This window comes from Nocardia yamanashiensis NBRC 100130, assembly GCF_001613325.1.
Taxonomy (GTDB): domain Bacteria; phylum Actinomycetota; class Actinomycetes; order Mycobacteriales; family Mycobacteriaceae; genus Nocardia; species Nocardia yamanashiensis.
On the sequence record NZ_BDCD01000036.1, the window covers coordinates 1 to 23511 of the forward strand.

General features: G+C 68.5%; 23 protein-coding genes. 7 read left to right on the top strand and 16 right to left on the bottom strand.

The genetic code is table 11. The annotated features are described in order from the left end of the window. The coding region (locus NY1_RS34195; protein WP_067721303.1) for an IS110 family RNA-guided transposase at positions 1-1028 on the bottom strand (1028 nt) is incomplete at its 3' end. A gap of 78 nt (positions 1029-1106) precedes the next feature. Further along, positions 1107-1382, bottom strand: coding sequence for a hypothetical protein (locus tag NY1_RS34200; protein ID WP_067721304.1), 276 nt, complete (start codon positions 1380-1382; stop codon positions 1107-1109). A gap of 155 nt (positions 1383-1537) precedes the next feature. Here NY1_RS34200 and NY1_RS34205 point away from each other — a divergent pair, with 155 nt between their 5' ends. After that, a complete protein-coding gene (locus tag NY1_RS34205; protein WP_067721305.1) occupies positions 1538-2107 on the top strand; it encodes a DUF6630 family protein in 570 nt (189 codons plus the stop codon). 142 nt (positions 2108-2249) lie between these two features. Next, a complete protein-coding gene (locus NY1_RS34210) occupies positions 2250-3188 on the top strand; it encodes an NADP-dependent oxidoreductase (protein WP_174567249.1) in 939 nt (312 codons plus the stop codon). 164 nt (positions 3189-3352) lie between these two features. Here NY1_RS34210 and NY1_RS34215 read toward each other — a convergent pair whose 3' ends face one another. The 14 genes from NY1_RS34215 to NY1_RS34280 form a co-directional block, all read right to left on the bottom strand. Continuing rightward, positions 3353-4906 carry an aldehyde dehydrogenase family protein gene (locus NY1_RS34215; RefSeq protein ID WP_067721307.1) on the bottom strand — a complete coding sequence of 518 codons (1554 nt, stop codon included), beginning with the start codon at positions 4904-4906 and terminating at the stop codon, positions 3353-3355. Positions 4907-4952: 46 nt separating this feature from the next. After that, positions 4953-5966 (bottom strand): NADP-dependent oxidoreductase, encoded by a 1014-nt coding sequence (locus NY1_RS34220; protein WP_067721308.1) that lies wholly within the window; start codon positions 5964-5966, stop codon positions 4953-4955. Between the two features lie 63 nt (positions 5967-6029). Further along, a complete protein-coding gene (locus NY1_RS34225) occupies positions 6030-7484 on the bottom strand; it encodes a carotenoid oxygenase family protein (protein WP_084535880.1) in 1455 nt (484 codons plus the stop codon). A gap of 10 nt (positions 7485-7494) precedes the next feature. Then, positions 7495-7719 (bottom strand): lipoyl domain-containing protein, encoded by a 225-nt coding sequence (locus tag NY1_RS34230; protein ID WP_233434609.1) that lies wholly within the window; start codon positions 7717-7719, stop codon positions 7495-7497. Between the two features lie 59 nt (positions 7720-7778). After that, positions 7779-7991, bottom strand: coding sequence for a ferredoxin (locus tag NY1_RS34235; RefSeq protein WP_233434610.1), 213 nt, complete (start codon positions 7989-7991; stop codon positions 7779-7781). Beyond that, entirely contained in the window at positions 7988-9139 is a 1152-nt protein-coding gene (locus tag NY1_RS34240) for a thiolase family protein (RefSeq protein WP_067721311.1), read from the bottom strand. Before NY1_RS34240 ends, NY1_RS34235 begins: the two co-directional genes overlap by 4 nt. After that, positions 9139-9912: an OB-fold domain-containing protein gene (locus tag NY1_RS44860; RefSeq protein WP_233434611.1), complete on the bottom strand. Its 774-nt coding sequence runs from the start codon at positions 9910-9912 to the stop codon at positions 9139-9141. The genes NY1_RS34240 and NY1_RS44860 overlap by 1 nt, the downstream gene beginning before the upstream one ends. A gap of 6 nt (positions 9913-9918) precedes the next feature. After that, on the bottom strand, positions 9919-11130 hold the full coding sequence (locus tag NY1_RS34250; RefSeq protein ID WP_067721312.1) for an acyl-CoA dehydrogenase family protein: 1212 nt from the start codon (positions 11128-11130) through the stop codon (positions 9919-9921). After that, positions 11114-12232, bottom strand: a complete 1119-nt coding sequence (locus NY1_RS34255; RefSeq protein ID WP_067721313.1) for an acyl-CoA dehydrogenase family protein — start codon at positions 12230-12232, stop codon at positions 11114-11116. The genes NY1_RS34250 and NY1_RS34255 overlap by 17 nt, the downstream gene beginning before the upstream one ends. Then, entirely contained in the window at positions 12229-13770 is a 1542-nt protein-coding gene (locus NY1_RS34260; RefSeq protein ID WP_067721314.1) for an AMP-binding protein, read from the bottom strand. Before NY1_RS34260 ends, NY1_RS34255 begins: the two co-directional genes overlap by 4 nt. Positions 13771-13772: 2 nt before the next feature. Then, positions 13773-14783 (bottom strand): alpha-ketoacid dehydrogenase subunit beta, encoded by a 1011-nt coding sequence (locus tag NY1_RS34265; RefSeq protein ID WP_439956059.1) that lies wholly within the window; start codon positions 14781-14783, stop codon positions 13773-13775. An 11-nt stretch (positions 14784-14794) separates the two neighbouring features. Next, positions 14795-15784 carry a thiamine pyrophosphate-dependent dehydrogenase E1 component subunit alpha gene (locus NY1_RS34270; RefSeq protein ID WP_067721316.1) on the bottom strand — a complete coding sequence of 330 codons (990 nt, stop codon included), beginning with the start codon at positions 15782-15784 and terminating at the stop codon, positions 14795-14797. A gap of 50 nt (positions 15785-15834) precedes the next feature. Continuing rightward, positions 15835-17229, bottom strand: a complete 1395-nt coding sequence (locus tag NY1_RS34275; RefSeq protein WP_067721317.1) for an aromatic ring-hydroxylating oxygenase subunit alpha — start codon at positions 17227-17229, stop codon at positions 15835-15837. A 48-nt stretch (positions 17230-17277) separates the two neighbouring features. Beyond that, positions 17278-18051, bottom strand: a complete 774-nt coding sequence (locus NY1_RS34280) for an SDR family NAD(P)-dependent oxidoreductase (protein WP_067721318.1) — start codon at positions 18049-18051, stop codon at positions 17278-17280. A gap of 136 nt (positions 18052-18187) precedes the next feature. Here NY1_RS34280 and NY1_RS34285 point away from each other — a divergent pair, with 136 nt between their 5' ends. The 5 genes from NY1_RS34285 to NY1_RS34305 are packed head-to-tail and all read left to right on the top strand — an operon-like array spanning position 18188 to position 23509. After that, positions 18188-19474, top strand: a complete 1287-nt coding sequence (locus NY1_RS34285; RefSeq protein WP_067721319.1) for a cytochrome P450 — start codon at positions 18188-18190, stop codon at positions 19472-19474. Positions 19475-19482: 8 nt separating this feature from the next. Continuing rightward, positions 19483-20337 carry an MlaE family ABC transporter permease gene (locus tag NY1_RS34290; protein WP_067721320.1) on the top strand — a complete coding sequence of 285 codons (855 nt, stop codon included), beginning with the start codon at positions 19483-19485 and terminating at the stop codon, positions 20335-20337. Between the two features lie 3 nt (positions 20338-20340). Continuing rightward, on the top strand, positions 20341-21192 hold the full coding sequence (locus tag NY1_RS34295; RefSeq protein ID WP_067721321.1) for an ABC transporter permease: 852 nt from the start codon (positions 20341-20343) through the stop codon (positions 21190-21192). Between the two features lie 5 nt (positions 21193-21197). Continuing rightward, entirely contained in the window at positions 21198-22472 is a 1275-nt protein-coding gene (locus NY1_RS34300) for an MlaD family protein (protein ID WP_067721322.1), read from the top strand. Then, entirely contained in the window at positions 22469-23509 is a 1041-nt protein-coding gene (locus tag NY1_RS34305) for an MlaD family protein (protein WP_233434612.1), read from the top strand. The genes NY1_RS34300 and NY1_RS34305 overlap by 4 nt, the downstream gene beginning before the upstream one ends. Positions 23510-23511: the final 2 nt, after the last annotated feature.

Sequence of the window (23511 nt, forward strand, 5' to 3'; positions counted from 1 at the left end):
CCACTCGGCAAGCCATCTCGGTTGTCACCTAGCCCTGCAGCAGCCCCGTTGGAGAGCCTGCGCTTGAGTGCGCGAATCGCTTCTTTCGAGGTTTTCCCGCCCGCTCTGCGTGCGTCGTAGTAGACCCGTCCGGCGGTCTGGTGGCGTAGTTGAACGATGGCCATGATGTGCAGGACGCGATTGATCTTGCGGTTGCCGGCGCGGGAGAGCCGATGTCGTTGCTGGTCGCCGGAGGAGGCGTCCAGGGGCGCGGAGCCGTTCCAAGAAGCGAACCGGTCACGGGTGGCGAAACGGCGGATGTCGCCGGTATCAGCCAAAAGCCTTGCCGCGCTGGATGGTCCAATGCCGTTCAGTTCCATCAGGGTGGAGCCGCGGCCGATAACGAGTTGCCGTAGTTCCTTGTCGGCGGCCTTGATTTTGCGATCGATGGTCTCGAGGTCCTCGATCAGTTCCAAGACCAGCCGCAACTGGACCCGGCCGACCGGGTCACGCGGGTTCAGGTCGGCGATCAGTTCCCGGGCCTGGGGTGCGGACAGGAACTTCTTGGCGCCGCCGGGGATCAGATCGAGCAGTATCCGGTGGATGCGGTTGAGGGTTTCGGTGCGGGCGCGGCCGAGTTCATCGCGGCGGTCAGCGAGCAGAGCGAGGGCCACCAGTTCCGGATCGAGTTGGACGCGGCGCAGATTCGGGGCGTGCAGTGCCGCCAGGGCGACCGAGTGGGCGTCGACCGGATCGGTTTTGCGGCCGTTGCCGGTGGCGAAGACCCGAACCTGCGCCGAGAGTTTCGCGGGCACGTCGATGACGGTTTCGCCGTCGTGGACCAATCGGTGCGCAAGGTGGCGGCCGATGCCATTGCAACCCTCGACCGCCCATACCCGATCGTGGAATTGCAGTGCCGCATCGAGCATTTCACGGTATCCGGTGGCGTCGGTCGTGTATCTGCCCGTTGCCAGGACACGGGCTGCGGGATCGACGATTTCGATGGTGGCCGAGCGTTTGTGTGGATCCATCCCGATGATGACGGTCACCGGATTCTCCTTCTGCCTCGCTGTATGTGGTGTCCGTGCGAGGAGGGCACCGCTACTTCGAGCCGGGCAGACCCCTTTTCAGCCACTCCCGCACGGCACCCGGTGGGAGGCAAGCCAGAAGAGAGCCACACCGATCGCGGCATCGTCCGGTCGGGAGAACACCTCCGCGGCAGTGGGCAACTCCTGCTTGCGATCACCCTCGCGGTACTCCCATGCCCACCCCTGCGACCGAATCAGGTCGAACACAGCCTGCCAGTCTTCGACCGATGCCTCCGGACGTACACATCCAGTAGGAAACCCCATCATGTCGGGGTCGAATAGCTGCTCGACATCACACCACTGCAAATCCGGCATCCCGACATGCTGTCAACCAGCGCATCGAAGCGCAGCTCGAATTCGTGATCAGGCGAGGGAATCTCGTTCTCGGCCGTGCCATCTGGGCGCTCACAAGTCACCGGCTCCATGCCTGGCTTGCGTAGCTGCCGGATGCTCATTCGTATGCTGGCGGCGTGAGCGACCTGGCGTATTTTCTGGCGGCGTCCGAGCAGGGGTTCCGGCTCGACGTGGACGAGGTGGTGGATTCGTTGATCCGGGAGGGGATTCTCTTGCCGGTCGACTGGTCCGGTGAGGAACGGACCGGGCAGATAGCGCAATTCGTGGCGGGACGGGTGGCGGCCTTCGGGAAGGAGCCCGCGGTTGTCGCTGCTGTCGAGTCTGCGGCCGGGCAAGCGGCCGGGACGGACCTCGGGCGTGGTGAACACGTGCCGGCGATTCTGCGCGCAGTGGATGAAGTACTGGCGAGTGCGGGGTTGGCGCTCGGGGAACTCCGTTCCGGCGACGACGTCTACCGTATCGGCGTCATGCGTCGCACGAGGGCCTCGGCTCTGGCGTGGGGTGTGAATCGGCCTTCGCTCGAGTTGCTCTACGTCATCGACTGTCCGTGCGGTGGCATGAATGTGTGGCAGCTGGCCGCGACGGAAGCGAAACCCGCTGAGGGCGAATGCGACTCGTGCGGGCGGAACCTGTTCGATTCCGTCGGTACCCCGATCGCGCCTATGGTCGTGGAACCCGTCCGCTGAGGTAGTTCAGTGCTCGCGAGCGGGTCTATGGAGGTCGACGCCACGACAGTTGCCACAAGTTTGCTACCGCAAGACTGGGCAAGTACCTTCCCCTATCAGTAGGACGAGCTGACCGCACAGACGAAGGCGGGTGAGCATGCTGATGCACGGTGACAACGCAAGCCGGGCTGTCCGGCTCGATACGTTCGGCGGGCCCGAAGTTCTGGATGTGCGGGAGGTGCCGGTTCCAGAAGTTGGGCCGGGGCAGATTCGGGTGCGGGTCAGCGCTGCCGGGTTGAATCCGATGGACTGGTTCATGACCGGTGATGCGGAGACCGCGGGCCGGTTCGGGTTGACGTTGCCGGTCGGGTTCGGGACCGACTATGCGGGTGTGGTCGACGAGGTCGGTGCGGGGGTGACCGGGTTCGTGGCTGGTGACCGGGTGTTCGGGGGTGCGCTCTCGCGGGCGGTCGCCGATTTCGTGGTGGTCGATCCGGTGCCGGGGATTGCGGCGAACGAAGCTCATCACACCCCGGATGGCGTGGATGACCGGACGGCGGCGACCCTGACGATTGCGGGGCGTACGGCCTCGGCTGCCTTGGCGGTGGTCGGAGTGGGGCCGCAGGACACCGTGCTGATCGGGGGTGCGGGTGGTGGTGTCGGGGTGTTCGCGGTTCAGTTGGCCCGGATCGCGGGGGCGCGGGTGATCGGAACGGGATCGGCGGCATCAGCCGATTACCTGCGCGAGCTCGGGGCCGAGCCGGTCACCTATGGCGATGGGCTGGCAGAGCGGGTCGGTGCGCTCGCCCCCGACGGTGTCACCGCCGCGATCGATCTTTACGGTACTGAAACGGTGTATGCCGCAAGGGAACTCGGGGTCGCTGACGCGCGCATTACCACTATCGCCACGCAGATCGACGGGATCAGGCCGGCGAACGGTGCCAACGCGGCTCCGGGTGCGCTGGAAGAACTCGCCGCCTTGGTTGCGGCACGGCAGCTCCGGGTCCCGATTGCCGCGAGCTTTCCGATCGAGCAGATCCGGGCCGCAGTCGAGTTGCAGGCCGGTCGCCGCGTGAAAGGCAAGGTCGTCATCGAGCTCTAAGGCTGGGTTTCTCACGGCCCGAATGGAATTGGACGACCACCTCGATCGAGGCGGGTGAACTGGCCGAGAGGGCGACCAGGCCGTGCACGATGTGCCACCAGACCGGGGATGTAGTGAATTTCCGGAGCATGGGACCTCCTGGTGGAGCGGATATCGAGGGAGGGCTAGGTATTTCGGGTCCGGATCGGTAGTTTGCGGAGGCCGCGGGCGTCGACGGTGCGCATGAGGGTGGTTACCAGGCGAGAACGGATGCGTGAAGCGGGGTACCAGAGGGGTTCGCGAGACAGTTCTGGTCCGCGCGGCACTGTGATGGCTTGCTGGCGGCAGTATTTTTGGATTCCGGCTGCGCCGCCCCAGCGTGCGCCGATGCCCGAGGTTTTCCAGCCGCCCATGGGGAGGGTGAAGTTGAGCAGGTTGGCGAAGGCGTCGTTGATGTTGACGGCGCCGGCTTCGAGGCGGCGGGCTATGCGTTCGCCGTGGGCGCGGTCGCCGGTCCAGACGGTGGCGGAGAGGCCGTAGGTGGAGTCGTTGGCCAGGCGGATGGCCTCGGCCTCGTCGGGGACTCGCATGACGGGGATGATCGGGCCGAAGGTTTCCTCGGTCATGCACAGCATCGAATGGTCGACGTCGACCAGCACGGTGGGTTCGAAGAAGGCGCCGTCGGCGGTTGGGCGGCCGCCGGTGAGGATTCGGGCGCCCTTGTCGTGGGCGTCGTTCACGTGGCGGGTGACGATGGCGGTTTGCGCGTTGGTGGCCATCGCTCCGATGTCGAAGGCGAAGTCGCGGCCGTCGATGCCCTGGCGCAGCTGTTTCACCTGTGCCACCAGACTTTCCACGAAACGCTCGTAGACGGGCGCTTCCACATACACCCGTTCCACCGAGATGCAGGCCTGCCCGGAATTGAACAGCCCGCCGTAGACGGTGCCGGCGGCGGCGCGGTCGATGTCGGCGTCGGCCAGCACGATGGCGGGGTCTTTGCCGCCGAGCTCGAGGCTGTAGGGAATGAGCCTCTGACCGCAGGCGACCGCGATGGCCCGGCCGGTGCGGGTGGAGCCGGTGAACTGGACGAAGTCCACCGTGTCCACTACCGCCGCACCGGTCGCGCCCGTGCCGGTCATTACCGAGAACACCGGCGGCGCACCGATTTCGGCCCATCCGCGCGCCAGTTCGACGGCGCTGAGCGGGGTCACCTCCGATGGCTTCACCAGCACCGCCGAGCCGGCCAGCAGTGCGGCGAAAGCGTCGAAGCAGGGGTTGAGCAGGGGCAGGTTCCACGGTGTCACGATGCCGACCACCGGATGCGGGCGCAGGGTGCGCACCAGGCGTTTGGTGCGCCCGATCGGGCTGTGCGGGGTGGGATGCGCGTCGGCCAGGAACCGTTCGGCGTGGCGTGCCCAGTATTTGGCGAGGTTGATGGCCGCGGGCGCTTCGATCGAGGCGTCGAAACGGGTCTTGCCGGTTTCGGACTGCACGACATCGGTGAGGCGTTCGGTGTTGTCGAGCAGCCAATCTTGCAGGCGCAGCAGCCATTTCGCGCGGCCGCGCACGCCCAGGGCTTCCCATTCGGACTGGTGTGCACGCAATTCCCGGACCGTCGCGGCAACGGCAGCGGCCGGTTGATCGGGCACTCGCCCCACCGGGCGCCCGTCTGCAGGATTGCGCACCTCTATCACGCCGGGTGCGATGGTGGTGGTGTCCTGGGTTGCGGCGTCGGGCATGAGAACGCTCCTCGAAAAGCGAAGTACGACAGATGGGTTCAAAGATTCAGGACCGTCGCAGCCGGACCAGCGCCTTGCCGGTATTGGCTCCGCGCATCATGCCGAGGAACGCCTCGAGCGCCTGCTCGATGCCTTCGGTCACGGTCTCCTCGGTGCGTAGCGTGCCCTCGGCCAGCCAGCCCGCGGCGGTGCGCAGCCATTCCGCGGACTTGCCGGTGTGATCGCCGAGCAGGTATCCGCGCAGCGTGATTCGCTTGCGGATGGCCAGGTGCAGATTGCTGGGGCCGGGCGTGGGCTCGGCGTCGTTGTATCCGGAGATGGCCCCGCACAATGCCACCCGCCCGAAGGTGTTGAGCACCGACAGCGCCGCTTGCAGGTGTTCGCCGCCGACATTGTCGAAATACACGTCGATGCCGTCGGGCGCGGCGGCCCGTAACTGCGCTTCGAGCCGACCCGCCCGGTAGTCGATGGCGGCGTCGTATCCGAACACCTCGCACAGCCGCGCGCATTTGCCCGGACCGCCCGCCGAGCCGATTACCCGGGCGGCTCCCAGTTTGCGGGCGATCTGTCCCGCGACCGACCCGACCGCGCCCGCCGCACCGGAGACGAACACGACATCGCCCGCGCGTACCCCGGCGATCTCGGTCAGCCCGATGTAGGCGGTCAGCCCGGTCGCGCCGAGCACACCCAGATAGGCTTGCGCCGGTGAGCGTTTCACGTCCACCCGCTGGACGTCGGCGGCTTCCAGGACGGCGTGCTCACGCCAGCCGGCGAAGTGGATGACACTGGACCCGACCGGCAAGGCCGGTGCCCGCGAGTAGATCACCGTGCCCACGGCCGCGCCGGTCATGGCCGCGCCCAGTTCGAACGGCGGCAGATAGGACTTCCCGGCATTCATCCGCCCGCGCATGTACGGATCGACGGAGAGCCAGTCGTTGGCGACCAGCACCTGCCCGGGCCCCGGATCGGCGAGCGCGCGTTCGGCCAGGGCGAAGTCCGCGGGCTGGGGCACACCGTGCGGGCGGGCCAGCAGCCGCCATTCACGCGTGGAAGTCGGCACGGCACAGTCTCTTTCGCTCGAACCTGCGCGACCCGGACGGCCGCGAGGCAGGTGGGACGCCGGTCATGAGGCACCCAGCGCCTGCCGGTACAACGGGCTGTCGACGCTGTAGTAGTTGCAGTGGAATCCGCTCGGAATCACGAACGGGATGTGCACCAGGGCCAGCGGCCCGGCGGCCAGATCGCCGGCGTCGAACACCGCGAGCTGAGTGTCGGCGGCCCCGGCGCGATGCACCAGGGTCACCGCGTACCCGTCCAGTTCGCCCGTACCGCCGATGCGCGGCGCGAAGATGAGTTCGCCCGCCGCCGCGCCGTCGCCGAAATGGTAGAGGTCCTCCGCACCGTCGGCGGTGTCCACCCGCACCACCGAGTCCATGCCGTCGGCGCGGCCGTCGGCCGAATGCAGATTGCTGTTGGCGAAGGCGTACCGGCTGGGCGTGGTGGCGAGCCGGTCGTCAGGACGCGGGAACTGGATGTCGCGATCATTGAGGATCTCCTCGCGGACCACGTCGGTGGCCGCGGCGGGGTCGATGATCCAGCGGCGCAGGCTCTGCCGCGTCTCCCGGTGCGGGCGGCGGGTGCCGTCGAGGCTCGGGAACAGCGAAGTGCCTTCGGCCGCGGCGACATCGGCGATCAGTCGGCCGTCCTGCTCCCACACATTGGCCTGATGCATCATGTGCCGGGGCGGGGCCTCGAACCAGCGCACGTCGGAAGCCCCGCCGCGGCGCGGCATGACGCCGAGCAGGGTGGGCCGGTCCGGATCCCAGGCCACCATCGGGCCGCCGGAGATCGCCCGCCGGAGACTGACATCGAGCGGCGTCACCGGGAACACCACGTGGTTCGCGGTGACGAAGAAGGTGTGCAGCATGCTTTGATACGGCACCGGCACCGTTTCCGAGGTGATCAGCTTGCCCTCGAAATCGATGATGTCGTAGCGCAATTCGGGTGCGGTGCCCTTGCGCCGGGCCACCGAGCCGATATTGATCATCTCCCCGGTGCCGTGATCCACCGTCGGGTGCGCGCCGAAAGTGGTGGTGACGACGCCGCCGTAGTGTTCCTCGCCGAGGGTGTCGAGGGTGCGCGGGTCCAGTTCCACCGGCGGCGCGCCCTCCATGAGCGCGAGCAGTTTCCCGCCGTGCAGGACGATATTGGTATTGGCGGTGTTGTAGCGGGTCCCCGCGGCCAGCGGATCGGTGGTCGCCGGATTGCCGTGCACGCCGAAAAGCCTTCTGCCCTCTTTCATTTCCAGCAGCAGTTTGCCGGTGCGCACCCACCGGTTGCGCAGCGAGACCCGGCCGTCGGCGAGGAAGAAGGCGTACACCATGCCGTCGCCGTCGAACCAGTGGTAGTCCTCGGCGGTCGGCGGGTACAGCGGTTCGGCCCCGTTGCGATAGAACACGCCCGCCAGGTCGGCGGGTAGTTCGCCTTCGATGAACAGGTCGGGGGCATCGACTTCCATGCGGTTGGGGCGGTGATGCCCGGTGAGGAACGGGCTTTCGCGATAGCGGCTGTCGGCCATGACGGGTTCCTCACCGCCCCGATTCCAGCAGGCCCAGCGTGGTGCCCACCGGATAGTCACTGTCCACTTCGGCCGTGCCGTGGCGCAGTACGCCGCCGGTGGGTGCGGGAATCTCGGTTTCGACCTTGTCGGTGCCGACGGTGTAGAGCGGGTCGCCTTCGGCGACGGCCGCGCCGTCGGCGACGAGCCAGCCCAGGAAGGTGCCCGCGGTCATGGACACGTCGAGTTTGGGCATTCTGATTTCCATTGGTACGCATTCGCTTTCGTCTGCCGGACCGTGCGGGTCCGGACCGGCTAGGTTTCCAGGCGCAGGGCCAGGCTCGGGCAGGCCGCGACCGCTTGCCGGGCCCGGTCGAGCAGCTCGCCGGGCAATTCGTCCAGCAGCACCCGTGCCACCCCGTCGTCCTCGACGGTGAACAGCTGGTCGGCGAGCGCCTCGCAGAGGCCGTGCCCGACGCACAGGTCCCGGTCCACCACTACCTTCACGGCTGGTTCTTCCTCGCTCATCGGGTCAGGACGGTGCAGCCGCTGAGGCCGGGTGCGCCGTAGACGTGGGACAGTGCGACCCGGGGCGCGGCGGCCACCTGCCGGGCCCCGGCCGTGCCGCGCAATTGCAGGACGTTCTCGTGGATTTGGCGCAGCCCGGAGGCGCCGATGGGTTCGCCGTTGGCCAGGCAGCCGCCGTCGGTGTTGACGGGCAGGCGGCCGTCGAGCGCGGTGGCTCCGCTGTCGATGAGCGCCGTCTGCTCGCCGTGCGCGCACAACCCGGTCTCGGCCAGGTGAATGATTTCGGCGCCGGCGTCGGTGTCCTGCAACTGGGCGATATCGACCTCGTCGGGCCCGATGCCGGCGAGTTCGAAAGCGGCCCGGGCCGCGTCCACGGTGGGGCTGTCGCCGCGCCGCAGCGACAGCGACGGGCTGAGCACCTCGAACGAGCCCGGCCGCCGGGTCCGTACCGCGACACCGGAGACGAAGACCGGGTCGGGGCGGAATCGCTTGGCGGCCTTGGCATCGCACAGGATCAGCGCGGTCGCGCCGTCGCCGGGCGAGCACAGCATGTACTGGCGCAGTGGATCCACCAGCAGCGGTGAGGCGTCGATATCGGCCACCGACAGCGGTTTGCGCCGCCAGGCCAGGGGGTTGAGCGCACCGTTGTGGAACGCTTTGGCGGCCACCTGGCTCAGCAGTCGCGGGGGCAGGTCGTGTTCGTGCAGGTAGCGCTGGATCTTCAGGGCGAAGAACTGGGCGGTCACCGCCATGCCGGTGGTGCCGTACCAGCGTCCCAGGCCCATGTGTTCGGTGGAGATGGTGAACGCGCCGCGCGGGTGCGCGTCGAAGCCCACCACCAGGGCCAGTCGCGCCGCGCGTGAGGCGATGGCGTGCACGGCCGAGACCAGCGAACTGCTGCCGGTCGCGCAACCGTTGAGCACATTGACGAAAGGCACGCCGGTGAGGCCGAGTTCGGTGACGAGGGTGTCGGCCGAGCCGCCGGAGAGGCTGCCGCCGACCGCGTAGTCGAGTTCGTGCCAGGCCACCCCGGCATCGGCGAGGGCGGCCCGTACGGCGGCCACGGCTTCAGCGCGCACGGTGGTGTCGTGAAAACGTCCGAAGGGCCGGCAGCCGACACCGATGATGGCGACTTCGTTCGATGCCATCACAAGTCTCCGTTCAACGGTGAAAAGGCGAAAGTGGTTGCGGTCGCGCCGTTTTCGACCGGTACGTGCACAGCGACCAGCTGCATCGGCATGCCGATGCGCAGCCGCGCCGGATCGGATTCGGTCAGCAGCGATTCCACGATCAGCTCGCCGGGCAGTTCCACATAGCCGAGCCCGAAGGGTTCGAAGTCCCCGGATCGCACATGCGGCGGACTGGGCGGCGGGAACCGCTGCACGGTCCAGCTCCACAGCACGCCCCGGGTGGCGAGCCGTGACACCGTGATGTCGGCGGAGCCGCAGCGCGGGCAGCTCGAGGCGGCCGGGAAATGGTGATCGCCGCAGGCGGCGCATCGGCCGCCGCGCAACCGCACCCCGCCGTCCACCGCCTCCACTACGTGCGGGTCGATCACCGGGGGCAGGGGCTCGGCCGTCACTGTGGTTCCTCTCTCGCCGGTGTGCTGCCCGCGCACACCTCTTTTGTGCACGACGACATCGCCGCGCACCGTGGCCTGACAGGCCAGCCGGACGGGTCTGCCGCTGCGGGCGCGTAATTCGCGCACGGCCTGGGTCTCGTTGTCGGCGGGTTCGTCCAGATGGTCGGCGTGTTCCAGGACTTCGACGTGGCACACCAGGCAATCGCCGAGCCCGCCGCAGATGGTGGGCCAGCGATATCCCGCTGCCGTGGCGGCCGCCATGATGGATTGCCCAGGGGCGGCCGGGAATTGGATGCCTCGGGGTCGTACGGTCACGGTCGCCGCGTCGCTCTCGCCCATGCCCGTTCACCCGCGCCTGGTCCGGCTCCAGGGCTGTCCCCGGTCCGGATCGAGCTCGCGGTCCAGGCCCAGCACCCGTTCGGCGATGATGTTGCGCTGGATCTCGGAGGTGCCGCCGGCAATGGTGAGTCGGCGACTGTCGAGCAGCCCGTGGGCGGCGGGGGTCAGCTCCCCGGTCTCGGTGTACGCCGCGCCCGGTCCCGCCAGTTCGAAATCGAGTTCCGCGATTCGCTGCGACAGCTCCGATTGCGCCAGTTTCGTGATCGATCCGGCTGCGGCGCCGGACATTCCGGCCCCCGCCACGCCAGCGCGCCGATTCGTCCATTCCAGCGCCCGCTCGAGCACCAGCAAGTCGGTGAGGCGATCACGCGCCCCCGGTTCTCGCCAGGCCCCGGATCGCCGAGCGCGGGCCAGCACCGGCCCCAGCGCCACCCCGCCCGCCTCGGAATCCCCGGACAGCCCGGATCTTTCGGCCCCGAGCGTGGACAGCGCCACCCGCCAGCCCTCCTCTGCCGGCCCGAGCCGCGCCGCATCGGGCACCACGACCCCGTCGAGAAAGACTTCGCAGAAATGCTCGGTACCGGTGAGCTGTCGCAGCGGGCGCACGGTGACCCCGGGCGCACTCATGTCCAGCAGAAAACAGGTGATCCCAGCATGTTTCGGCACGTCCGGGTCGGTGCGCGCCAGCAGCATGCCGTACCCGGCCAGGTTCGCGAAGGAACTCCACACCTTCTGCCCGTGCACCACCCAGCCCTCACCGTCGCGCCGGGCCCGCGTGGAAAGGCTCGCCAGATCCGATCCCGCTCCCGGTTCACTGAACAGCTGGCACCAGATGTCGCGGCCTCCGGCGATCCCGGGCAGATATCGTTCGTGCTGTTCCGCGCTCCCCCATTGCATGATGGTCGGCCCGATGAGCGTGCGAGACACGAAGTACGGCCCCGGCAGGTCGCATCGGTACCGCGCCAGCACCGCCGCCACCGTCGCGGCATCACGATGGTCGAGTCCCGCCCCACCGAACTCTCGAGGCCAATCCGGCACCGCCCAGCCCCGCTCGCACAGCGCCGCGTGGAATACGCGCGCCGCCTCCGGATACGCCACGGCCGGATCGATCGGACCGTCACCGGCAGCCACTGCGTCCAGCCACTGCGCCGGCAATCGCGACCGCACCCAATCCTCCACCGCCACAGCGGTTATGCCGCCCTCACGCGCCGCTGCCATGGCGTTTCTCCTCGAGATCGATGAGTACGGCAAGCCGATGCCGATATGCGGATGCGCCGCCGGTGAACGCCGCCGTCTGGTGCGCGCGGCGCAGATAGCGATGCGCCCGATGCTCCCAGGTGATGGCGATCCCGCCGTGTAACTGCACGGCCTCCTTGGCGACCGCCGTGGCCGTGCCGGAAGCCAGTGCGCCCGCCACGGCGAGATCCCGCTCGGTCCGCGGGTCGGTGGGGGCCACGGTCAGCTGCCAGGCCGCGCCGTACACGGCCGACCGGGTCAATTCGACCTGCGTCACCAGATCCGCGAGACGGTGTTTGATCGCCTGGAACGATCCGATGGTCCGGCCGAACTGGACGCGACGGCTGACGTATTCGACGGTCCGGTCGAAGGAGCGTTGAGCCACGCCCAGTAGTTCTGCGGCCACCACCAGGTGAGCCCGTCGCCGCACGGCCTCCAGGTCCGCGCCGTCGAGGATGACCGATTCCGGTGTCACGGCTCGGCATTCGATCCGACCTAGAGGCTGTGAAGGATCGAGCGCTGACAGTTCGGTGATGGTGACTCCGGGCGCATCCGCGCGCAGTACGGCCAGCGCGGGCGCACCGTTGATGAGCGCCGGGCAGCCGATCAGACCGGCACCGTCCAGATTCAGCACCGGCTCCACCACACCGCTGAGCCGCACGCCGTCCGACCCGCTGATACCCGGCGAGACGTCCCGGGCCGCGCCGAGGAAGTCGGCGCTCAACGCGATACCCGGCCAGGACCCGGAACCCACAGCGGGCGTGCCTGATTCGCCCGCCGCCCCGGCGAGGACCGGGCCGAGCGCAGCGGTGGCGAGCAGCGGGCCGGGATACAGTGCCCCGCCCGCTTCCTCGGCGAGGATGGCGAGATCGACCGGAGTGGCAACGGTTTCGCCGGGCCGGGCGAAGATAATGTCTTCGACCCCGAGATCACTGAGGAGCCTGCGCCAGCCGTAGCCGGGGTTCCGGGTTGCCTCGGCGGTCTCGAAGAACCGCCGCAGTACCCCTCGCAACGCGGCGTGTTCCTCGGTGAAGGCAAACACCGGAGGAAAGTCGGCAACCGGTGCCAGGTCGGTGCGGGTCATGACGGGCCTCCCACCGCGGCATTTCGCCGCTCCGCCAAGTACTTCCGGCGCAGCGCCCGTTTGTCGATCTTGCCCATGGCCGACCGCAGTTCCCCGTCCACGAATTCCACCCGGGCGGGACATTTGTAGTGCGCCAGCCGATCCCTGCACCAGGCGACGAGTTCGGCCGCGGCGGGCGGCTCCTCCCCCGCCACCACCAGTGCGCACAACTGCTCGCCCAGATCGGGGTGCGGGATGCCGATCACCGCCACATCGAACACACCCGGATGGGTGCGCAGCACCGCCTCGGATTCGGCCGGATACACATTGACTCCGCCGCTGACGACCAGATCGGCGGCGCGGTCGGTCAGGTACAGGTAGCCGTCGGCGTCGAGGTAGCCGATCTCGCCGATGACGAACCAGTCGCCGTCCAGGTAGGCGCGCCGGGTCTTGCCCGGATCATTGTGATAGGCCGGACGGACGCCGAGAGTCGACCGGGCGCACACCAATCCGGGTTCCCCGGCGCCCAGCGGCGCACCGTCCTCGGTGCGCACGCTCAGTTCGTATCCGGTCATGGCCCGGCCGACCGAGCCGGGGTGGGCGAGCCATTCGGCGGAGCCGATGAAGGTCACCGTGCCGACCTCGGTCGAACCGTAGGCTTCGGACAAGACCGGGCCGAACCAGTCGATCATCGCCTGTTTGACATGGACCGGGCACGCCGCGCCGGTGTGCACGATGGACCGAATGCTGCTCAGGTCGTAGCGTTTTCGCGTCGCCTCGGGCAGCGCCAGCAGTCGCGCGAAATGGGTGGGGACCATCATCGACGATTCCACGCGATGCTCTTCGATGAGCCGCAGCACCGCCTCGGCGTCGAAGCGGCGCAGGATCACCAGCGGATTGCCGACCGCCAGGCCGCGCACCCCGCCGATCGGGCCGGTGTGATGCATGGGCCCGACGATCAGATGCCGCCCGGTCGGCCGCACCGGCGACTGCTCGAGCCGGCGCACATGCTCCACCATGGTTTCCCCGGTGGGATACATCTGCTCCGGCAGCCGCACACCCTTGGGCAGACCGGTGGTCCCGGAGGTGTAGTACAGCGGCGCGGCGGGGGCGATCAACTCCGAAGGTTCGACATCAGGAAACTGCGCGAGCAGTTCGTCCAGGCCCTCGACACCTTCGATTCCGGTTGCGCCCCAAGCGATCACCCGCACCGTGTCGCTCGCGGCCCGGACGGTCGCCGCCGTGTCCGCCGAGCACAGCACGGTGTGCACGGCGGCGTCGTCGAGGATGTGCCGTACCTCGGAGGGAGTGAGCTGATAGTTCACCGGCACCACCGACAGTCCCGCGTACGTGGTGGCCAGGTGTGCGAGCGCGGTGTGCACGCTGTTCCCGGCCATGATCGCTACCCGGGCGTGCGGGCCGATCCCGAGCGAGCGCAGCAGGCCGACGGCGCGGTTGACCATCGAATTCAAGCGCGCCCAGGTCCATTCCAGGTCGCCGTCGGTGACGGCGACCCCGGCCGGATCCCGCAGGGCCGCCGCTGCCAGACCGTACGCCACGCTCAGCTCCCCACCCGGGCCCGCGAGCGCGCGAGGGTGGCGCGGGCCGCGGTGAGAATGGCTTCGGTCCCCGGCACGAACGCGTCCTCGAGCGGTTTGGCGTACGGGACGGGCGTATTCGCGCCGGCGACGCGGGCCACCGGCGCGCCCAGTTCGTCGAAGAGCCGCTCGCCGATCAGGGCGGCCAGTTCCGCGCCGAAACCAGTGCGCCGCACCGCCTCGTGAATCACCACCGCGTGCCGGGTGCGCGCCACCGAGGCCAGGATCGTCTCCTCGTCCAGGGGCACCAGCGAGCGCAGATCGATCACCTCGGCCTCGATGCCGTCCGCGGCCAGCACCGCCGCCGCGGCCACGGCGTCGTGCACCTGGCGGCCGTAGGAGAGGAGGGTGATGTCCTCGCCGGCGCGCAGGGTGTTCGCCACGCCCAGCGGCACATAGTGCCGGCCGACCGGAACCGGTTGCGGCGGTGCGAAATACAGCAGGCTCTGCTCCACCACGACGCACGGGTCCGGATCCTCGATGCAGGCGGTGAGCAGCCCTTTGGCGTCGGCCGGATTGCTCGGCACCACCACCTTGATGCCCGGAATGTGGGTGAGCCACGCTTCCAGCATTTCCGAATGCTGTGCGCCGAACTGCATTCCGGCTCCGGCCGCGCAGCGCACCGTGAGCGGCACGGTGGTCTGCCCGCCGGACATGTAGCGCAGTTTGGCGGCGTGATTGGACAGCTGGTCCATGCAGACGGCGAGGAAGTCCATGAGCATGATCTCGGCGACCGGCCGCATCCCCGCCACGGCCGCGCCGATGGCCGCGCCCATGATGGCCTGCTCGCTGATCGGCGTGGCACGCACCCGATCGGTGCCGTACTTGCTGGAGAGCCCGGCGGTCACCTTGAACACGCCGCCGCTGGGATCGGCGATGTCCTCCCCGAGCAGAAATACCGTGGGATCGTGTGCCAGCGCGTGATCCAGGGCGCTGCCGATGGCCTGGAAGCCGAGCATCGGCTGGGTGTCGATCGCGGGGCCGTTCATATCAGCGCCTCCTGGTACACATCGGTGGTGAGTTCGGACAGGTCCGGCGATGGGCTGGCGGCGGCGAACTGGACGGCGTCGGCGATGAGCGCCTTCTCCGTGGATTCGATGCCCGCCAGCTCGTCCTCGGGCACGCCGTGCTCGATCAGGTACTCGCGCAGGCGGATCACCGGATCGGCGGCGCGCGCGGCGGCGAGCTCGCCGGGTTGCATGTATTCGTTCTGATCCGACATCTGATGGCCGTAGAACCGGAAGGTCATGGCCTCCAGCAGGGTCGGGCCCGCGCCCGAGCGCGCCCGTTCGATCGCCTCGCGCGCCGCGCCGTACATGGCGATCGGATCATTGCCGTCCACCCGTACGCCGGGGAAGCCGTAGGCGGCGGCCCGGTCGGCGATGCGGGCGACGCTGGTGCCGTCGGCGTAGGCGGTGTGCTCGGCGTAGCGATTGTTCTGGCAGCAGAACACCACCGGCAACCGCCACAGCCCGGCCAGGTTGCAGGCTTCGTGGAAGGCGCCGATATTGCCGGCCCCGTCACCGAAGTTCACCACCGTCACCTGATCGGTGCCGCGCAGCTGGGCGGCCAGCGCCAGCCCGGCCGCGATGGGCAGCCCGCCGCCGACGATGCCGGTGGTCACCATCAGCCCGGATGCGGGGTGGGTGATGTGCATCGGCCCGCCCTTGCCCTTGCAGGTGCCGGTGGCCTTGCCGAAGTATTCGGCCCAGAGTTCGCGCAGCGGAACGCCTTTGGCGAGCTGATCGTGCAGACCGCGGTAGGTGGTCACGACCTGGTCGTCCGGGCGCAGCAGGGTGCCGAGCGCGGCGGGGATGATCTCCTGGCCGCGGGGCGAGTAGTACTGGGCGCTCACCTGCCCGGCCAGCACCAGGGACCGGAACTTCTCGTCGCACAGTTTGATTCGGGTGGCTTTGCCGAAGATCGAGAGCAGCGTCTCGCGGCCGATCTCGGCGGGAATGTCGGTATCCGACACGTCGACCCCATCTTTCGGTTGGTCCGATAGTTGTTTCGTGGCGAGCGCGGCTAGTCGGCGAGGTACCGGTCCAGGTCCTGATGGAACTGCCGGATCCGGACCTCCTGGTAGTCGGCGAGCGTCACACCGGGTTTGGTCATTGCCTTCAAACCCCGTTGCACGCGGGGCAGATTCGACAGGTCCTGGTTGAAGACCGGCACCAGGCCGCCCAATTCCGGGGCGGCGCCGAAGTCCTCGTCCACGCCCAGCCAATGGATGGGGGCGCCCTTCGGCTTGGGCACCCCGGGCGGCAGCGGCACCAGCAGCATGATGTCCATGACGCACTGATCCGGATCGTTGCCGTAAGGCCGGAAGCGGTAGGTGATGGGCGCCCCGACCCCGGCCCACGGGCACATATTGGGAAACACGAAATACTCGATGGCATCGACGATCTCGGCGTCGCTGAAGACCGACACGTCCGCACCCGAGGTTTCGGCCAGCCGCCGCCGCAGCGCCTCGGCCACCACCGGCCGGGCGGCCTGGCCCTCGGGCACGTGGATGGCGCCGACGCCCTCGGGATAGAAATCGCGGAACATGGCTTCGAGCACGTCCTGCGGCTCGAGCGTTTCCAGGTGCGGACTGTTGATTGCCTGAGGGGTGATCATCCGGTTGAAGCCCGGCTGCCCGTCCGCGCCCCGGTACACGTCGTACTGGGTGTTGCTGTCGCCCAGGTATTCCAGCAATTGCGGATGGGTGGAGATGACGTGATAGGACTCGATGAACGCCTCCAGCGCCACCTTCCAATTGCAGGCGATCACCTTGGCGACGTGCACCGCCTTGAACCGCTCCTCGAGTTTGAAATAGGAGAAGTGTTTCTCGATCCCGCCCAGATAGGCCGGCAGCGGCCCCGCGTCCGGGTCGGGATTGACGAAGACGAATCCGGCCCACACGCCCGTCTTCGCTTGCGGCAGTGCGAATTTCTCGTCTTCGACGTGCGGGAAGTCCCAGCGGCTGGGCACGTCGGTGAGCGCGCCGTCGAGGTTCCAGGTGAAGCCGTGGAACGGGCAGCGCAGCTGTTGCGCCTGCCCGGTCCCGTCGCAGAGCCGGGTGCCGCGATGCAGACAGGCATTGTGATAGGCGCGGATTTCGCCGCCGCGGGTGCGGACCACGATCATCGACAGGTCGGCGATGTCGTAGACGATGTAGTCGCCGGGTTCGGGGATGTCCTCCTCCCGGCAGGCCAGCTGCCACACCTTCTTCCACAGCCGTTCGACCTCGCGGCGGTGGAATTCGGGGCTGAGGTACCGGTCCTTGCCGATGTCCTCGGAGCCGAGATATTCGTAGGACTCCTCCAGCAGCGGCGGCGGCACCGGCCGGGTGTCGGTGGCGAGCAGGCTCTGCACGCTGGGCCCGGGTGAGCGGGCCTCGCCCGGCGCCGGCCGTCCCGGTTCTCGAAGGTCGGTCATGGGTTCCTCCAATGAGAGCGAAAAATCTTGGCGGGCAAGTGGACCCGTTCAGTCGCGCGCCGCCGCCATCAGCTGTGCGACGTACTGCTGGGCGGCCAGGCCGATGAAGGCCGAGCCGTTGCTGGTCCACCCGCCGTCGACGTACAGCACCTGTCCGGTGATGTAGCTCGCGGCCGGGGAGGCCAGAAAGCCCACGGCGGCGGCGATATCGGCCGGTTCGCCGAGCCGGCCCAGCGGCATGGCCGCACCGATCGCCTGCTGCAAGCCGGGATCGCTGAACTCCGCGCCGGTACCCTCGGTGACGACCAGGCCCGGTCCCACCGCGTTCACCCGGATCCTGCGCGGTGCGTATTCGATGGCCATCTGTTTGGTGAGCGCCACGATGGCGGCCTTGGACGCGGGGTACATGCCGCGCCCCGGACCCGACATCTGCGCCAGCACCGAGGTCAGATTGACGATCGCTCCCCCGTCCGCGCCGAAGTGCGGCGCGAAGGCGCGGGCGACGAGCCAGCTACCGATCACATTGGTGCGCAACACCGCATCGACTTCGGCGAGCGTGGAATCGTCCAGGGTGCGCGAGCGCCAGATTCCGGCATTGTTGACCACCACGTCCACCGCGCCGACCGCCGCGGCCAGCTTCGCGACCGACTCCTCGTCGGAGACATCGCATTTCACCGCCTCTCCCCCGGTATCGGCTGCGGTCGCGGCCGCGGCGGCCTCGTCGACATCCACCGCGATCACCTCGAATCCGTTGTCCCCCAAGTGTTTCGCCACCGCCCGGCCGATTCCGTGACCGGCGCCGGTGACCAGGGCTTTGGACATCCCCGACCCTCCGTTTCAGGCGACCGCGGGCACGATCACCGCTTGTCTATGACACGCATCACTATTATATTGGCCAGATAATTAGTCAAGACATGTTCGTCTGCGCCCACTTCGGGCGGCATCCCTGGAGGCGGCTTTGACCGACACCTCACCCCGTATCGTCGCCGACTTCGATCCCTTGGATCCCGTTGTCCTGCAATGCCCTTACGACTGGCATCGCACGCTGCGCGAGCAGGCCCCCGTGCATTTCGTGGCCGCGCGCGGCATGTGGTTCGTGACGTCACGGGAACTCGTCGCGGCCGCCCTGGCCGATCACGCGGTGTTCTCCTCGAATTTCGGGCTGCCGCAACTGCCTGCGCCGGAATCGATCAAAGATCAACTGGCCGAGATCGAAGCGCAGGGCTGGCCCGCGGTGCCGACCCTGCTCACCGCCGACCCGCCCGAGCACCACTACTACCGGCGCATGCTGGCCAAGGCGTTCACGCCGCGCTTCGTCGCACGGCTCGAACCCCGGATCCGGGATATCGCACGGTCTTTGACCGCCGCGCTGCCCGCCGGGGAGCCGATCGAGTTCGTGCGGGAGGTGGCCGCACCGCTGCCGCTGCGGGTGATCGCACACGTGCTCAATGTGCCCGAGGACCGGATCGATGATTTCAAACGCTGGTCGGATCAGTTCACCGCCACCGTCGGCGCGGAGCTCGACGTGGCGGGCCGGCTCGAGCAGGCGCGCGGGCTGCTGGAATTCCAGCGCTTCTTCGCCGCCGAGCTCGACGCGCGCCGCGCGGCGCCGCGCGATGATCTGCTCAGCGCCCTGGTGCACGCGCCCAGCGCCGCCGACGGTGACGAACCCATCGGCACCGCAGCGTGTTTGAGCATCATCCAGCAACTGCTGATCGCCGGGAACGAGACCTCCACCAAACTGCTCACCGGGGTGCTCGAGCAGGTCGCCCGCGATCCGAAATGGTGGGGGTGGCTGCGCGATGATCCCGCCGCGCACGCCGCGCTCATGATCGAGGAGGGGCTGCGGCTGCTGAGCCCGGTGCAGAGCATGTTCCGCATCACCAGATCCGAGGCGCGCCTCGGCGACTACACCATTCCGGCCGGGCAGCTGGTGGTACTGGGCTTCGGCTCCGCCAATCGCGACGAGGCGGTGTTCGAGCGGCCCGAAGCCTTCGATCCGCTGCGCCCGGATGCCAAGTCGCACTTGGCGTTCGGGGCCGGCATTCACGCCTGCCTGGGTGCGCCGCTGGCCCGGCTGGAAACCCGGATCATGCTCGAGGAACTGGCGGCCCGGTTCGGCGCGGCCGGTTTCGGTCCCGGCAACGACTTCGTGTACGAGCCCAGTTTCATGCTGCGCGGGCTGAAGAAACTGTCACTGATCTTCGACGGCGAGGCCGCCGAGCGCCCGGCCGCGCGGCGATAGGCCGACCCGTGACCGTCGAATCCGGCCCGCCCGCCGACAGCGCGACCCAGCAGCTGGCGCGCTGGTCGCGCGGCTATGCCGACCGGCATCCGGCCGCCGCGCTGCGCACCGTGGGCGGTCAGTTCGTGCTCGGGGTGCGCAGCTGCCAGTATCTGTTCCTCGATATCGCGCGGCGGCGCTTCCCGTTCGGCGAGTTCGTCGAGCAGGCCACGTTCATGGCGCGTACCGCCGTGGTGCCGACGCTGTTCGTGACCGTGCCCATCGCGGTGACGCTGTCCATCCAATTCGGTTTGCTGGCCGGGCAACTCGGCGCCACCTCACTCGCCGGGGCCGCCAACGGCCTGGCGGTCATCCGGCAGGGCGCGCCTTTGGTGGCCGCCATTCTGATGGCGGCCGCGGTGGGCTCGGCCATCAGCGCCGATCTGGGCTCGCGCACCATTCGCGAGGAGACCGCCGCCATGGAGGTGATGGGGGTGTCGGTGATCCGCCGCCTGGTGGTGCCGCGGCTGGCGGCCAGTGTGGTGGTGGCCGTCGCACTGACCGGATTCACCTGCTTCATCGGCTTTCTCGCCGGCTACGGGTTCACGGTCATGCTGCAGGGCGGCACCCCCGGCAGCTACACCTCCACCTTCGCTTCCTTCGCCACCGTCGATGATCTGGTGCTCACCTTGATCAAGGCGACGGTGTTCGGCGTCATCGTCGCGGTGGTGTCGTGTTACAAGGGCCTCGATGCCCGGCACGGCGCGTCGGGGGTCGCGAATTCGGTGAATGCCGCTGTGGTGCAGTCGATTCTGCTGCTCATGCTGGTCAATGTCCTGATCAGCCAGCTGTATCTGATCCTCTTCCCCAAAGCGAGCTTCTGACCGATGGCGACCTACACCGCGCCCGGGGTACGACCGCTGCTGACCGGCGCGCACGCGATCCGGCGGCAGCTGGCGCGCATCGGGCACATGGTGGCCTTCTTCTTCCGCGCCGTGGCCGCGGTGCCGATCACCTTGCGCCGCTATCCGAGAGAGTTCTTCCGGCTGCTGTCGGATGTCACCTGGGGCAACGGCTCCATCGTGGTCGGCGGCGGCACCGCGGGCGTGGTGCTGGTGGTGGGCGGGGCGGCGGGCGCGATCGTGGGCATCGAGGGGTACAACGCGCTGCAATTGCTCGGGCTGGGCCCGGCCACCGGGCTGATCACCTCGCTGGCGGCGGTACGCGAATTGGCCCCGCTGATGGCGGCGCTGGCCTTCGGCATCCAGGCCGGTTGCCGGTTCACCGCGCAATTGGGGGCCATGCGCATCTCCGAGGAGATCGACGCGCTGGAATCGGTGGCGATCCGGCCGATTCCGTATCTGGTCACCACCCGGGTGCTGGCGTCGGCGCTGGCGATCCTGCCGCTGTTCGTGGCCTGCCTGGCCTTGAACTTCCTGGTCTGCCAGCTGGTGGTGTTCGTCTCCAGCGGTCAGGGCTCGGGCACCTATCTGCACTATTTCTCGCTCATGCTCAATGGCCGCGACATCGTGTTCGCGGTGGTCAAGGTGTGCGTCTTCGTGGCGGTCATGTCGACCATCCAGTGCTATTACGGCTTCTACGCCACCGGCGGCCCGCGCGGCGTGGGCATCGCGGCCGGGCGCGCCATGCGCGCGAGCATCACCATCATGGCCGTGCTGAACATGCTGCTGACCATGGCGTTCTGGGGCATCGACGCCGGCGGCCGGCTCGGAGGTTAGACACGGTGCGGGGCAATGATTTCGAACTCGATGGCCGGGGGCCGTCCACCCGGCTGCTGCTGGTGACCGGCGCGCTGTTCCTGGTGCTGTGCACGGCGGCCACCCAGCTGCTGCTGGCCGAATCGGAGGGCCGGCTGGATCCGAAGGTCCGCGTTACCGCGCGGCTGGTCAGCGTCGGCGACGGGCTGCCCGCCAAATCCGATGTGAAGTTCCGGGGCGTGCTGGTCGGCATGGTGCGCACCGTGACCCCGGCCGGGCACGGCGAACCCAATGTGGTGCACATCGACCTGAAACCCCAATACGCGCAGGGGATTCCGGGCACCGTCACCGCTCGGATCGTGCCCGGCAACGCCTTCGCGGTCTCGACGGTGCAGCTGGTGGACAACGGCCCGGCACCGGCCATCGGCGACGGCGCGGTCATCACCGAGGATCACACGCTGCCCACCCAGCTGTTCCAGAGCACCCTCGCCAAGATCCGGGAACTGCTGAACGCGGTGGGCCGCACCGACACCGACCAGACCTTGGGCCTGGTGCGGACTCTGGCCGATGCCACCGCCGGGCAGGGCGTGACGCTGACCGCCGCGGTCGACGGCCTCAACCGGGTGGTGGACGAGATGAACACACTCAGCATCGCCGACACCGGTCCGGCCACGCTGCGCACCTGGGAGCAGGCCATCGCAACCCTGGAAGGGACCGCTCCCGACCTGGTCGACGCGCTGCACAGCACGGTCGCCCCGATGCGCACGGTGGCGCGGCGGCAGCAGGAGCTGACCGCGCTGCTGGCGGGCACCGGCGCGACGGTCGACACCTTGCGCACCGCCATGGACAACCACACCGATGAACTGATCGGCATCACCACGCAATTGACGCCGGTGATCGGCGTGCTCGCCGACGGCTCCTCGGAGTATCCGGCGGTCATGCTGCGCCTGAACACCGTGGTGGACAAGTTCTTCGAGCAGCTGTGGACCCGCACCGGGGAGAAGCTGGCGTTCAGCTTCAAACTGGTGGTGTCGCTGACTCCGCTGCGCATGTACGTGCGCGCCGACTGCCCGGTCTACGGAGAATTGCGCGGCCCCAGTTGCGATACCGCGCCGGAGACCACCCCGGTCCTCGAAACCACGGGCCTGCCCGATCCGCGCGCCTATGTGCCGCCCGACGGCATTACCGTGCCCGCCACCGCGGCCGAACGGATCCTGCTGGGACCGCTCGCAAACCCCACTCCCCCGGCGGCTTTCGTCCCCGGCGCGGCGCAGCCCGGCGAGAGCGGGGGCCAGCGGTGAACCCCGTGCGGCGGCAGGCGCTGTGGCTGGCCGCGTTCCTGACGATATGTCTCTCGCTGACCTGGACCATCTTCGTCACGCTGCGGCGCGATGTGCCCGGGCCGACCAATACCTACACCGCGATGTTCACCGACGTGTCCGGGCTCAAGGCCGGATCCGATGTGCGGATCGCCGGCGTGAGGGTGGGGCGGGTGGATTCGGTGGACCTGGACGGCGATCGCGCCGAGGTGCGCTTCCGTGTCCAGCGTGAGCAGCACGTGTACGGCAATACCCGGATCTCGGTGGTGTACCAGAACATTGTCGGACAGCGCTATCTCGGCCTCACCCTGGCCGATTTCGGGCAGCCGGGCGAACTGCCCGCGGGGGCCATGATTCCGGTCGAGCACACCGAGCCGTCGTTCGATATCACCAACCTGCTCAATGGTTTCGAACCGATGTTCACGCTGCTGGATCCGAAGAATCGCGGCAATCTGTCCACCGCGCTCATCGACGCCCTGCAGGGCGACACCCGCGCCATGGCCACGCTGATCACCGAGACGTCCGCCCTCGCCCAGACCGTCGCCGGGCCGGACGAATTGCTCGGCAAGGTCATTGTCAGCCTCGACCGGGTGATGGCCGATCTGGCCGAGCAGGGCACGCGATTGCAGACCACGCTCGCCCAGGTACGCACCGTGGTGGACGGGCTGGCCGCGCGCCGCGGTGAGCTCGTCGCCTCGACGGGCGCCATCGCCGGAGTGGTCGGGCAGCTGTCGCGGGTGATCACCGGGACCGCGCCGGATCTGAACCAATTGTTCGCGCGCCAACCGGGATTCCTGGCCACTCTGGTCGGCAATCCGGACGGCATGGCCACCCTGGGCGCGAACCTGCCCGCCGTGTTCAAGGGCCTGGCCCGCATCACCGGGGACAGCGCCGCCATGAGCGCGCAGGCCTGCGATTTCAACTTCACCATCCTCGACTTCCTGACCCCGATCGTCCCGGCCATCGTCGACGGCGCGACGCCGGGCGGGCAGCGCAAGTACTCGGCAATGTGCAGGTGACA

What these genes read in the sequence shown, in the direction of transcription:
- NY1_RS34200 (WP_067721304.1), bottom strand. Translation starts at nt 1,382, where the DNA reads ATGCCGGATTTGCAGTGGTGTGATGTCGAGCAGCTATTCGACCCCGAC.
- NY1_RS34210 (WP_174567249.1), top strand. Translation starts at nt 2,250, where the DNA reads ATGCACGGTGACAACGCAAGCCGGGCTGTCCGGCTCGATACGTTCGGC.
- NY1_RS34215 (WP_067721307.1), bottom strand. Translation starts at nt 4,906, where the DNA reads ATGCCCGACGCCGCAACCCAGGACACCACCACCATCGCACCCGGCGTG.
- NY1_RS34225 (WP_084535880.1), bottom strand. Translation starts at nt 7,484, where the DNA reads ATGGCCGACAGCCGCTATCGCGAAAGCCCGTTCCTCACCGGGCATCAC.
- NY1_RS34230 (WP_233434609.1), bottom strand. Translation starts at nt 7,719, where the DNA reads ATGCCCAAACTCGACGTGTCCATGACCGCGGGCACCTTCCTGGGCTGG.
- NY1_RS34235 (WP_233434610.1), bottom strand. Translation starts at nt 7,991, where the DNA reads ATGAGCGAGGAAGAACCAGCCGTGAAGGTAGTGGTGGACCGGGACCTG.
- NY1_RS34240 (WP_067721311.1), bottom strand. Translation starts at nt 9,139, where the DNA reads ATGGCATCGAACGAAGTCGCCATCATCGGTGTCGGCTGCCGGCCCTTC.
- NY1_RS44860 (WP_233434611.1), bottom strand. Translation starts at nt 9,912, where the DNA reads ATGGGCGAGAGCGACGCGGCGACCGTGACCGTACGACCCCGAGGCATC.
- NY1_RS34250 (WP_067721312.1), bottom strand. Translation starts at nt 11,130, where the DNA reads ATGGCAGCGGCGCGTGAGGGCGGCATAACCGCTGTGGCGGTGGAGGAT.
- NY1_RS34255 (WP_067721313.1), bottom strand. Translation starts at nt 12,232, where the DNA reads ATGACCCGCACCGACCTGGCACCGGTTGCCGACTTTCCTCCGGTGTTT.
- NY1_RS34275 (WP_067721317.1), bottom strand. Translation starts at nt 17,229, where the DNA reads ATGACCGACCTTCGAGAACCGGGACGGCCGGCGCCGGGCGAGGCCCGC.
- NY1_RS34280 (WP_067721318.1), bottom strand. Translation starts at nt 18,051, where the DNA reads ATGTCCAAAGCCCTGGTCACCGGCGCCGGTCACGGAATCGGCCGGGCG.
- NY1_RS34295 (WP_067721321.1), top strand. Translation starts at nt 20,341, where the DNA reads ATGGCGACCTACACCGCGCCCGGGGTACGACCGCTGCTGACCGGCGCG.